The organism is Klebsiella sp. C239 (assembly GCF_048822715.1).
GTDB lineage: Bacteria > Pseudomonadota > Gammaproteobacteria > Enterobacterales > Enterobacteriaceae > Klebsiella > Klebsiella quasipneumoniae.
In genome coordinates, this window is the sequence record NZ_JBMEZK010000025.1 from 1 (window position 1) to 11,395 (window position 11,395).

12 protein-coding genes and 3 pseudogenes are annotated in these 11,395 nt (G+C 53.6%); 3 read left to right on the forward strand and 12 right to left on the reverse strand.

Translation table 11 applies throughout. From position 1 onward, the window contains the following. Window positions 1-5 precede the first annotated feature (5 nt). The 4 genes and pseudogenes from ACOI6Z_RS26975 to ACOI6Z_RS26990 form a co-directional block, all read right to left on the reverse strand. Window positions 6-74 (reverse strand): annotated as a pseudogene (locus tag ACOI6Z_RS26975) (EAL domain-containing protein); the annotation flags it as partial. Window positions 75-394: 320 nt separating this feature from the next. Continuing rightward, a complete protein-coding gene (locus ACOI6Z_RS26980) occupies window positions 395-895 on the reverse strand; it encodes a GNAT family N-acetyltransferase (RefSeq protein WP_000376623.1) in 501 nt (166 codons plus the stop codon). Between the two features lie 127 nt (window positions 896-1,022). Further along, window positions 1,023-1,862 (reverse strand): sulfonamide-resistant dihydropteroate synthase Sul1, encoded by an 840-nt coding sequence (gene sul1, locus ACOI6Z_RS26985; RefSeq protein WP_000259031.1) that lies wholly within the window; start codon window positions 1,860-1,862, stop codon window positions 1,023-1,025. Continuing rightward, window positions 1,856-2,203 carry a quaternary ammonium compound efflux SMR transporter QacE delta 1 gene (locus ACOI6Z_RS26990; RefSeq protein ID WP_000679427.1) on the reverse strand — a complete coding sequence of 116 codons (348 nt, stop codon included), beginning with the start codon at window positions 2,201-2,203 and terminating at the stop codon, window positions 1,856-1,858. Before ACOI6Z_RS26990 ends, sul1 (ACOI6Z_RS26985) begins: the two co-directional genes overlap by 7 nt. Before the next feature lie 25 nt (window positions 2,204-2,228). Here ACOI6Z_RS26990 and ACOI6Z_RS26995 point away from each other — a divergent pair. Both ACOI6Z_RS26995 and ACOI6Z_RS27000 read left to right on the forward strand, forming a co-directional pair. Beyond that, window positions 2,229-2,339 (forward strand): annotated as a pseudogene (locus tag ACOI6Z_RS26995) (helix-turn-helix domain-containing protein); the annotation flags it as partial. Between the two features lie 94 nt (window positions 2,340-2,433). Beyond that, window positions 2,434-3,078 (forward strand): quinolone resistance pentapeptide repeat protein QnrB6, encoded by a 645-nt coding sequence (locus ACOI6Z_RS27000; protein ID WP_001749994.1) that lies wholly within the window; start codon window positions 2,434-2,436, stop codon window positions 3,076-3,078. A 91-nt stretch (window positions 3,079-3,169) separates the two neighbouring features. Here the strand turns inward: ACOI6Z_RS27000 and ACOI6Z_RS27005 are convergent, their stop codons facing one another. The 8 genes from ACOI6Z_RS27005 to ACOI6Z_RS27040 form a co-directional block, all read right to left on the reverse strand. After that, window positions 3,170-4,078 carry an SDR family oxidoreductase gene (locus tag ACOI6Z_RS27005; protein WP_001749993.1) on the reverse strand — a complete coding sequence of 303 codons (909 nt, stop codon included), beginning with the start codon at window positions 4,076-4,078 and terminating at the stop codon, window positions 3,170-3,172. A gap of 464 nt (window positions 4,079-4,542) precedes the next feature. Next, window positions 4,543-6,084 (reverse strand): IS91-like element ISCR1 family transposase, encoded by a 1,542-nt coding sequence (locus ACOI6Z_RS27010; protein WP_000050481.1) that lies wholly within the window; start codon window positions 6,082-6,084, stop codon window positions 4,543-4,545. 404 nt (window positions 6,085-6,488) lie between these two features. Next, complete coding sequence (sul1, locus tag ACOI6Z_RS27015; protein ID WP_000259031.1) at window positions 6,489-7,328, reverse strand: sulfonamide-resistant dihydropteroate synthase Sul1; 840 nt, start codon at window positions 7,326-7,328, stop codon at window positions 6,489-6,491. Beyond that, window positions 7,322-7,669 (reverse strand): quaternary ammonium compound efflux SMR transporter QacE delta 1, encoded by a 348-nt coding sequence (locus ACOI6Z_RS27020; protein ID WP_000679427.1) that lies wholly within the window; start codon window positions 7,667-7,669, stop codon window positions 7,322-7,324. The genes sul1 (ACOI6Z_RS27015) and ACOI6Z_RS27020 overlap by 7 nt, the downstream gene beginning before the upstream one ends. A gap of 116 nt (window positions 7,670-7,785) precedes the next feature. After that, window positions 7,786-8,631, reverse strand: a complete 846-nt coding sequence (locus tag ACOI6Z_RS27025) for an ANT(3'')-Ia family aminoglycoside nucleotidyltransferase AadA16 (protein WP_001749984.1) — start codon at window positions 8,629-8,631, stop codon at window positions 7,786-7,788. Window positions 8,632-8,811: 180 nt separating this feature from the next. Next, entirely contained in the window at window positions 8,812-9,285 is a 474-nt protein-coding gene (gene dfrA27, locus ACOI6Z_RS27030; RefSeq protein WP_001749985.1) for a trimethoprim-resistant dihydrofolate reductase DfrA27, read from the reverse strand. 132 nt (window positions 9,286-9,417) lie between these two features. Beyond that, a complete protein-coding gene (locus ACOI6Z_RS27035) occupies window positions 9,418-9,870 on the reverse strand; it encodes an NAD(+)--rifampin ADP-ribosyltransferase Arr-3 (protein ID WP_001749986.1) in 453 nt (150 codons plus the stop codon). 96 nt (window positions 9,871-9,966) lie between these two features. Continuing rightward, window positions 9,967-10,521: a fluoroquinolone-acetylating aminoglycoside 6'-N-acetyltransferase AAC(6')-Ib-cr5 gene (locus ACOI6Z_RS27040; protein ID WP_063840321.1), complete on the reverse strand. Its 555-nt coding sequence runs from the start codon at window positions 10,519-10,521 to the stop codon at window positions 9,967-9,969. A gap of 291 nt (window positions 10,522-10,812) precedes the next feature. Between ACOI6Z_RS27040 and intI1 the strand changes: the two are divergent. Continuing rightward, window positions 10,813-11,395, forward strand: a pseudogene (gene intI1, locus ACOI6Z_RS27045) (class 1 integron integrase IntI1); the annotation flags it as partial.

Genomic DNA, 11,395 nt, shown 5'->3' on the forward strand with positions numbered 1-11,395 from the left:
AACTGTCAGGAGCTGGCTGCACAACAGCCATTACGCCCAATCAACTGGTGCAGTCGTCTTCTGAAAATGACATTTGGTATCTCTCATAAACGGATGTTTTTGAGAGAACTATCTTCGGCCTTCACACGCACGAAAGGCGGCGAAGCTCCGCCGTTAATCCGTCCGCCGGAGATCTCGCCCAGGCAGGCTGAAGGCCGAGCAAGCCTGACAGGCCCGAAAAGCCCGGCACGGGCGTCGGCGGCGATGACGGCGGCGGCATTATCCAGGGTTGATGATGGAAGTGGAGGATATCGACAACCTCTCGCGCAACCAAGACATCGCGGTCGGACTGCAAGTGATCTTGAAGCCACGGGCCCGTCCCACCCCGACATGGACCTCGATGCCCGAACGGACGTTAGATTTCGAGTTCTAGGCGTTCTGCGATGAAGGTTGGATCCCAGCCGGGATTGAAAGTGTCGACGTGGGTGAATCCGAGCCGCTCGTATAGGCCACGCAGGTTCGGGTGGCAGTCGAGCCGCAGCTTGGCGCACCCCTGCGTTCGCGCGGCATGGCGGCAAGCCTCGATCAGCGCGGAGCTGACACCCCGGCCCGCATGTGTCCGTCGCACCGCGAGCTTGTGCAGATATGCGGCCTCCCCCTTGAGGGCGTCGGGCCAGAACTCGGGATCCTCGGCCGACAAGGTGCAACAGCCGACGATGCCGTCGCTGCAACTCGCGACTAGGAGCTCGGATCTCAGGACGAAGGTCTCCGCGAATGTCCGGTCGATCCGCGCGACGTCCCAGGCGGGCGTTCCCTTGGCGGACATCCACGCCGCAGCGTCGTGCATCAGCCGCACAACCTCGTCGATATCACCCGAGCAGGCGACCCGAACGTTCGGAGGCTCCTCGCTGTCCATTCGCTCCCCTGGCGCGGTATGAACCGCCGCCTCATAGTGCAGTTTGATCCTGACGAGCCCAGCATGTCTGCGCCCACCTTCGCGGAACCTGACCAGGGTCCGCTAGCGGGCGGCCGGAAGGTGAATGCTAGGCATGATCTAACCCTCGGTCTCTGGCGTCGCGACTGCGAAATTTCGCGAGGGTTTCCGAGAAGGTGATTGCGCTTCGCAGATCTCCAGGCGCGTGGGTGCGGACGTAGTCAGCGCCATTGCCGATCGCGTGAAGTTCCGCCGCAAGGCTCGCTGGACCCAGATCCTTTACAGGAAGGCCAACGGTGGCGCCCAAGAAGGATTTCCGCGACACCGAGACCAATAGCGGAAGCCCCAACGCCGACTTCAGCTTTTGAAGGTTCGACAGCACGTGCAGCGATGTTTCCGGTGCGGGGCTCAAGAAAAATCCCATCCCCGGATCGAGGATGAGCCGGTCGGCAGCGACCCCGCTCCGTCGCAAGGCGGAAACCCGCGCCTCGAAGAACCGCACAATCTCGTCGAGCGCGTCTTCGGGTCGAAGGTGACCGGTGCGGGTGGCGATGCCATCCCGCTGCGCTGAGTGCATAACCACCAGCCTGCAGTCCGCCTCAGCAATATCGGGATAGAGCGCAGGGTCAGGAAATCCTTGGATATCGTTCAGGTAGCCCACGCCGCGCTTGAGCGCATAGCGCTGGGTTTCCGGTTGGAAGCTGTCGATTGAAACACGGTGCATCTGATCGGACAGGGCGTCTAAGAGCGGCGCAATACGTCTGATCTCATCGGCCGGCGATACAGGCCTCGCGTCCGGATGGCTGGCGGCCGGTCCGACATCCACGACGTCTGATCCGACTCGCAGCATTTCGATCGCCGCGGTGACAGCGCCGGCGGGGTCTAGCCGCCGGCTCTCATCGAAGAAGGAGTCCTCGGTGAGATTCAGAATGCCGAACACCGTCACCATGGCGTCGGCCTCCGCAGCGACTTCCACGATGGGGATCGGGCGAGCAAAAAGGCAGCAATTATGAGCCCCATACCTACAAAGCCCCACGCATCAAGCTTTTGCCCATGAAGCAACCAGGCAATGGCTGTAATTATGACGACGCCGAGTCCCGACCAGACTGCATAAGCAACACCGACAGGGATGGATTTCAGAACCAGAGAAAGAAAATAAAATGCGATGCCATAACCGATTATGACAACGGCGGAAGGGGCAAGCTTAGTAAAGCCCTCGCTAGATTTTAATGCGGATGTTGCGATTACTTCGCCAACTATTGCGATAACAAGAAAAAGCCAGCCTTTCATGATATATCTCCCAATTTGTGTAGGGCTTATTATGCACGGCTTACAGCAGGCAAAATTTAACCAGAAAAAAGCCGCTGAATTACTGGGGCTGACTTACCATCAGCTTCGCGCTTTGCTGAAAAAACACCAGATTTAACGCACATTTGCAGATGTCATATTGGCGGATTTGACGCATAACCCCATCAGGGTTTACCATGACGCCATTACTGTATAAAAAAACAGGTACAAATATGGCTCTGGCACTCGTTGGCGAAAAAATTGACAGAAACCGTTTCACCGGTGAGAAAATTGAAAATAGTACATTTTTTAACTGTGATTTTTCAGGTGCCGACCTGAGCGGCACTGAATTTATCGGCTGTCAGTTCTATGATCGTGAAAGCCAGAAAGGGTGCAATTTTAGTCGTGCGATGCTGAAAGATGCCATTTTTAAAAGCTGTGATTTATCCATGGCGGATTTTCGCAATGCCAGTGCGCTGGGCATTGAAATTCGCCACTGCCGCGCACAAGGCGCAGATTTCCGCGGCGCAAGCTTTATGAATATGATCACCACGCGCACCTGGTTTTGTAGCGCATATATCACGAATACCAATCTAAGCTACGCCAATTTTTCGAAAGTCGTGTTGGAAAAGTGTGAGCTGTGGGAAAACCGTTGGATGGGTGCCCAGGTACTGGGCGCGACGTTCAGTGGTTCAGATCTCTCCGGCGGCGAGTTTTCGACTTTCGACTGGCGAGCAGCGAACTTCACACATTGCGATCTGACCAATTCGGAGTTGGGTGACTTAGATATTCGGGGCGTTGATTTACAAGGCGTTAAGCTGGACAACTACCAGGCGTCGTTGCTCATGGAGCGGCTTGGCATCGCGGTGATTGGTTAGCATTCACGGAGCGGTAAGTACCGCTCCCGCCCTTATACAATAGTGTCCGCCCTTGCCTTAAAAGTCACTTTCGACGCACAGAGCGTAAACGTTAGAGGGTTCCGGTCCCCCCATCAGAACACCAGACCTGACCAGACGTATAGCTGTTCTCCCGAGCGGCCAGGGTGACATAAAGCGGCGCGATTTCCACCGGTTGACCAGGGCGTCCCAGCGGCGCATTTGCCCCAAATTTCTCCACCTTTTCCTGCGGTTGACCACCACAGCACTGCAGTACAGTCCAGTATGGACCCGGCGCGACGGCATTGACACGGATCCCTTTCGGGGCCAGCTGTTTCGCCAGCGATTTAGTAAATGCCACGATAGCTGCTTTAGTCTGAGCATAATCAAGCAAGATTTCACTTGGCTCATAAGCCTGTACGGAGGAGGTATTAATTATCACGCTGTCTGGTGAAAGATGGGGTATGGCCGCTTTGGTGATCCAAAACATAGCGTAAACATTGGTTTTGAATGTTGCGTCGAAGTCTTCTGTGGTGAGTTCCTCAATTGACTCACAAAATTGCTGACGACCCGCATTATTGACGAGGATATCCAACCCTCCCAGTCCTTTTACCGCCTGTGTTACCAGATGACCGCAAAAAGCCTCATCACGGATATCGCCGGGGATGGCCAAAACATTTCTGCCTGCTTTTTTTATCAGATCGACCACTTCACGCGCATCGTCTTCTTCTTCAGGTAAATAGTTAATCGCAACATCAGCGCCTTCACGAGCATAGGCAATAGCAACAGCACGACCAATCCCTGAATCCCCACCGGTAATTAATACCTTGCGCCCATTCAGGCGACCGCTTCCCTGATAGCTGTCTTCTCCATGATCGGGGCGCGGTTGCATTTTCCCCGCCAGCCCGGGAAAGGGCTGCTGCTGCTGTTGAAAAGGCGGCGCCGGAAAACGCGCAGAATTGGTTTTATTGATGGTCTTTTTTTCCTTGTTTAAGCCAGCCATTCAATTACCTCTCATTATTTATCACAAAGACTAATAATCGTAGACCAAAATGAATGGTATGACCTATATTATCCAGCTACACTTAATTTTCTCGGAATATTACCCTCCCTACTTTCCTCTACCGTTGCGCTTATATCCCCACCAACGTTAGATTTAATTTAAAAAATATTATTTGAGACTTATCCAGTTCGCAGTGTTAATAAATAGCAACCACACTTAACATCTCAATCTGGGGTATAGGAAGTATAAACCACCTTTTTGCTCCTCATCCGAAGTATCTTACCTGAAATTCCCTCACTCGTTTACCGCTCAAGCCCCAATTTTAACTGCCGGTCCAGCCTAAACCGCTCTAATAAGGTTCGATTTGGCGGTAAAATCTCTAGCCTGATAGCTCGAGAGATACAAACTGCCCCACCGCCCCGTTTAAAAGTTGGCAGTGTTGAGCAGTGTTGGATTTGGGGTCGTCAGTCAAAGAGACGACTCTGTGATGGATCGAACAGGCTGGGAGTCAGTGGCGGCGCTCGTTCTGGTGGCAGCTCACGCTGCTTGGCGGCATTCGCCTTGGCTGTTTTCTGTTTCAGATGCTTGAGAATCTGCTCAATGACCTTCGGATCTTCGATGCTGGCAATCACTTTGACGTGACCGCCGCAGTGTTCGCAGACTTCAATATCAATATTGAAGACTCGCTTGAGGCGTTGCATCCAGGTCATGGCGCGGTGGCGCTCTGCAGGACTCTTGTCACGCCAGTTAGTATCGAGACCTTCCGATTTGTCGGGCTTCTTGCCCCGCTTGGCGGGTGTTACTTGAACTCGGTGTTTGCTGTTCGGTGCAAAGACGCCGTGGAAGCGTGTGAGGTTGACTCGCGGCTTAGGTACCAACGCAGCGAGTTTGGCGATGAAGTCCAGCGGCTCGAAGATCACATGGGTGGTGCCATTGCGGTACGGAGTTTTGAGCTCGTAACGCACCTGCCCATTGGCGGTTAATGCCAGACGTTTTTCTGAAACCGCTGGCCGACTAATGTAGCGACACAAGCGCTCAAGCTTATCCCGCTGATGCGCTTCGGCCATCACACCGGCGTGTAGCGAGAAACCAGCATGGTTGGCTACTCGACTGCTTGAGTCGGCTTTATCCTCACGCCCTGGCAAGGTTTGCAGGGTGAAGACTTTGCGCCCTTGCTGGGGGCCGACGGCAATGCGATACGTAACCGAAGCACCATGTAATTGAGTCAGCGTATCGTCTTCGCCCTCTTCCAGTGTCAACCACGTATTCTCGGCATCACGCTCCAAAATCCCACGCTTTTCCATGCAGCGAGCGATGCGATGGCTGAGGGTGTGAGCGAGCGTATTCAGCTCATCGTAAGTGGGTGCCTTGACACGATGGAAGCGTTGCTTGCCATAGTCATCTTCGGCATAGACACCATCGAGAAACAGCATGTGGTAGTGGACATTGAGATTTAGCGCGGAGCCAAAGCGTTGGATAAGAGTCACTGAGCCAGTTTGTGCAGAGGCTTTGGTGTAACCGGCTTTTTTGATCAGATGAGTTGAGAGTGTACGATAGACGATACTCAAGACCTGGCCCATCAGCTGGGGATGGCGAGCCAGCAAAAAGCGTAGCTGGAAAGGAAAGCTGAGCACCCACTGGCGAATGGGCTCCTTGGGGAAGACTTCGTCTATCAGCAGCGCCGCACTCTCGGCCATCCGGCGGGCACCGCAGCTAGGGCAAAAGCCGCGTCGTTTACAGCTGAAGGCGACCAGACGCTCGTGATGACAATCCTCGCAGCGAACCCGCATGAAACCATACTCCAGACGGCCACATTGGAGGAGGTCGTTGAATTCTTGTTGGATGTAGCGAGGCAGGTGTTGACCTTGGGCTTCGAGTGAGGCTTTGAAGGCTGGGTAGTGCTGCTCAACCAGCTGGTAGAGCAGCGTCTGGTCGGGTTGGTGGCGTTCGTAACCGTTTGTTTGAGTGGGCGATTGACTCGCCGTGGCGTTCCTTGCCAGCGACATGGGTATCCTCCGCTGATACTGTGGTTATGTACAGTATCAGCGGCTTGCGTTCAGACGTCCAGTCTGGCCCTAGACATCGCTAAATGCTTAACCCGCAATAGCCCTCACGAGTTGTTATCAGCCACTACCGGTTGAGCGAGAAGGTTTTGGGTTCAGGGTGCTATTGCTCCACCAATCACAATACTGAAGCCCCAACTGTTATCAGTTGGGGCTTTTTCTTGTCTGTTTGCGGCGGTTGCGTTTTATCGGTAGTCGTCGAGCTCTGCACCATCCCACATAAGAGCTTAACGGTGCGATCTTCAACGCCATCACACAAAACTTTCTTTTTCACGCACAGTCAACTTATTGGATGTTTTATTAACAACCCAAAAGGAGATATTTAGCGGGCGGCCGGAAGGTGAATGCTAGGCATGATCTAACCCTCGGTCTCTGGCGTCGCGACTGCGAAATTTCGCGAGGGTTTCCGAGAAGGTGATTGCGCTTCGCAGATCTCCAGGCGCGTGGGTGCGGACGTAGTCAGCGCCATTGCCGATCGCGTGAAGTTCCGCCGCAAGGCTCGCTGGACCCAGATCCTTTACAGGAAGGCCAACGGTGGCGCCCAAGAAGGATTTCCGCGACACCGAGACCAATAGCGGAAGCCCCAACGCCGACTTCAGCTTTTGAAGGTTCGACAGCACGTGCAGCGATGTTTCCGGTGCGGGGCTCAAGAAAAATCCCATCCCCGGATCGAGGATGAGCCGGTCGGCAGCGACCCCGCTCCGTCGCAAGGCGGAAACCCGCGCCTCGAAGAACCGCACAATCTCGTCGAGCGCGTCTTCGGGTCGAAGGTGACCGGTGCGGGTGGCGATGCCATCCCGCTGCGCTGAGTGCATAACCACCAGCCTGCAGTCCGCCTCAGCAATATCGGGATAGAGCGCAGGGTCAGGAAATCCTTGGATATCGTTCAGGTAGCCCACGCCGCGCTTGAGCGCATAGCGCTGGGTTTCCGGTTGGAAGCTGTCGATTGAAACACGGTGCATCTGATCGGACAGGGCGTCTAAGAGCGGCGCAATACGTCTGATCTCATCGGCCGGCGATACAGGCCTCGCGTCCGGATGGCTGGCGGCCGGTCCGACATCCACGACGTCTGATCCGACTCGCAGCATTTCGATCGCCGCGGTGACAGCGCCGGCGGGGTCTAGCCGCCGGCTCTCATCGAAGAAGGAGTCCTCGGTGAGATTCAGAATGCCGAACACCGTCACCATGGCGTCGGCCTCCGCAGCGACTTCCACGATGGGGATCGGGCGAGCAAAAAGGCAGCAATTATGAGCCCCATACCTACAAAGCCCCACGCATCAAGCTTTTGCCCATGAAGCAACCAGGCAATGGCTGTAATTATGACGACGCCGAGTCCCGACCAGACTGCATAAGCAACACCGACAGGGATGGATTTCAGAACCAGAGAAAGAAAATAAAATGCGATGCCATAACCGATTATGACAACGGCGGAAGGGGCAAGCTTAGTAAAGCCCTCGCTAGATTTTAATGCGGATGTTGCGATTACTTCGCCAACTATTGCGATAACAAGAAAAAGCCAGCCTTTCATGATATATCTCCCAATTTGTGTAGGGCTTATTATGCACGCTTAAAAATAATAAAAGCAGACTTGACCTGATAGTTTGGCTGTGAGCAATTATGTGCTTAGTGCATCTAACGCCTGAATTAAGCTGCGCCGCGAAGCGGCGTCGGCTTGAATGAACTGTTAGACATCATTGGCGTGGAGCCGAGCAGACTGGCGGCTTCGTGCTTCACAAAGTAAATGAACGCAGTCAACTGATCAGCGCGTGAGGCCAAGCAATCCATCCCTTGTCCAAGGTAAGCCTGCTGGGCTTCAAGCAGCACGGGCTGATGTTGGACGGGCAGGCGTTCCATTACCCAGTTGGCAGCTACATCCTTCGGCGCGATCTTGCCGGTTGCTGCGCTGTACCAAATGCGAGACAAAGTAAGCACTACATTCCGCTCGTCGCCTGCCCAATCCGGTTGTGAGTTCCATAGTTTCAAGGTGTCGGCCAGTGCTTTGAATAGATCGCTTTCCGGGACTGAGTTGAAGAAATCTTCCGCGGCCGAACCTGCCAAGGCAAGGCTGTGTTGCCTTGCTTTAGTTAGCAGAATAGCCAGATCAACATCGGTTGTCGCGGGCTCGAAGATGCCCGCAAGAATGTCCTTGCGCTGCCACTCCCCGAATTGCAGTTCCCGTCTGGCTGGATAACGCCAAGGAACAACATCGCCGTACACGACGATGGTAACTTCCAAGGCACGGAGAGCTTCACTTTGGCCGGGAGAAGCGGAAACTTCCAGGAAATCTACGAACAGAGCCTGCCGCACAGTCTCATCGAGCTGTGCAGTCACAGTAACCAGCAAATCAATATCACTGCATGGCTTCAGGCCACCGTCGAGTGCAGAGCCGTACAAATGCACGGCCAGCAACGTCGATCCCAGATGATGCTCGATGACGTTGAGTGCCTGTGATAGCTGTACCGAAATCTCGGCGGGCACTGCGTTGCTCATGATGTCTAACTCCCAATTTGTGTAGGGCTTATTATGCACGCTTAAAAATAATAAAAGCAGACTTGACCTGATAGTTTGGCTGTGAGCAATTATGTGCTTAGTGCATCTAACGCCGCTAAGCAGCGGCACATTTTGCGTTTTGAGCGCAGCGAAGCAAAATGTGTCCGATGGCTTGGATGGTTAACCCCTTTGCCAGATTTGATAGCGATAATTTATATTTGAATGAAATTCCTGCTCGAACACCACATTGAACTCTTTGGGGATTTCCGGAAAGAAAACATTGCCCTCTGGCTCGGAATCTATTGTCGAGATATGTAGCGTGTCGGCATGGGCGATCAGACTCTTGTAGATCTCTCCACCACCAGAAACAACAACATGGTTCGTAAGAGTCTTTAGCTCCCTCATTGCTGCTTCTATAGATGGAAACACAACCACATCATCGTTAGTAGCTACCGATCCTGAGCGGCTGACAACTGCATACTTTCTATTTGGGAGAGCCCCCATTGCCTCAAATGTTTTACGGCCGACTAAGAGCCATTGATTGTAAGTTATTGCTTTAAAAAGCAGCTGCTCACCTTTAGCGTTCCACGGGATATCCGAGCCGCAGCCAATAACCCCATTTCTTGCTTTTGCAGCCATTAGTGATATTTTCACGATACTCCTTTGGGTTAACGCCGCCATAAACGGCGACAGGGTGGCGCGCCTATTGCGCATAAAATGGCGAAGCCATGCGCAACAGGCGCGGAATCTCTGGCGTCCGGTTTGATGGCTTTGTTATGCAAAGGACTAGTCTTCAATGACGTGTAAACCACGGCGCTTTAAGTCCTCCAACGAATCCAACATTCCCCTTATTAATTCAACAGGATGCCCCTCCCAGTCTTCAACAACGCCAACAATTCTCAAGGGTTCGCAGGTTCTATAGGACTGTGTTGGATTACCGGGAAATCTTTTGTTCGTAAGATTCGGATCGTCTTCGAACGGTCCTGTTGGCTCAACTATGTATATGTAGCCGCGACCCTCGAGGCCAGACAGTGACATAGCAAGTTCAGCTCCCCAAACTGCTGGCTCCATCAAGGCTGAAAAGTAGATGTGCTTAAGAATACGACCGTCCTCGAAATGAGAGATGAACCCTGTGGTTAGCAAGTCACCAATCGCCAAATTGGCTTTGGTTCCATGATAGAACGGTCCTTGCACCTGCTTGTAATTATCATGAGAGATGGGAATCCAATCTTTTACCATTTTAAGACCCTTAATTGTTGGGATTTGGCTGCATAACGTTTGACATGAGGGGCGGCCAAGGGCGCCAGCCCTTGGACGTCCCCCTCGATGGAAGGGTTAGGCATCACTGCGTGTTCGCTCGAATGCCTGGCGTGTTTGAACCATGTACACGGCTGGACCATATGGGGTGGTTACGGTACCTTGCCTCTCAAACCCCGCTTTCTCGTAGCATCGGATCGCTCGCAAGTTGCTCGGCGACGGGTCCGTTTGGATCTTGGTGACCTCGGGATCATTGAACAGCAACTCAACCAGAGCTCGAACCAGCTTGGTTCCCAAGCCTTTGCCCAGTTGTGATGCATTCGCCAGTAACTGGTCTATTCCGCGTACTCCTGGATCGGTTTCTTCTTCCCACCGTCCGTCCCCGCTTCCAAGAGCAACGTACGACTGGGCATACCCAATCGGCTCTCCATTCAGCATTGCAATGTATGGAGTGACGGACTCTTGCGCTAAAACGCTTGGCAAGTACTGTTCCTGTACGTCAGCAAGTGTCGGGCGTGCTTCTTCTCCGCCCCACCACTCGACGATATGAGATCGATTTAGCCACTCATAGAGCATCGCAAGGTCATGCTCAGTCATGAGGCGCAGTGTGACGGAATCGTTGCTGTTGGTCACGATGCTGTACTTTGTGATGCCTAACTTTGTTTTTGCGTTGCTCATGATGTCTAACTCCCAATTTGTGTAGGGCTTATTATGCACGCTTAAAAATAATAAAAGCAGACTTGACCTGATAGTTTGGCTGTGAGCAATTATGTGCTTAGTGCATCTAACTTTGTTTTAGGGCGACTGCCCTGCTGCGTAACATCGTTGCTGCTCCATAACATCAAACATCGACCCACGGCGTAACGCGCTTGCTGCTTGGATGCCCGAGGCATAGACTGTACAAAAAAACAGTCATAACAAGCCATGAAAACCGCCACTGCGCCGTTACCACCGCTGCGTTCGGTCAAGGTTCTGGACCAGTTGCGTGAGCGCATACGCTACTTGCATTACAGCTTACGAACCGAACAGGCTTATGTCCACTGGGTTCGTGCCTTCATCCGTTTCCACGGTGTGCGTCACCCGGCAACCTTGGGCAGCAGCGAAGTCGAGGCATTTCTGTCCTGGCTGGCGAACGAGCGCAAGGTTTCGGTCTCCACGCATCGTCAGGCATTGGCGGCCTTGCTGTTCTTCTACGGCAAGGTGCTGTGCACGGATCTGCCCTGGCTTCAGGAGATCGGAAGACCTCGGCCGTCGCGGCGCTTGCCGGTGGTGCTGACCCCGGATGAAGTGGTTCGCATCCTCGGTTTTCTGGAAGGCGAGCATCGTTTGTTCGCCCAGCTTCTGTATGGAACGGGCATGCGGATCAGTGAGGGTTTGCAACTGCGGGTCAAGGATCTGGATTTCGATCACGGCACGATCATCGTGCGGGAGGGCAAGGGCTCCAAGGATCGGGCCTTGATGTTACCCGAGAGCTTGGCACCCAGCCTGCGCGAGCAGCTGTCGCGTG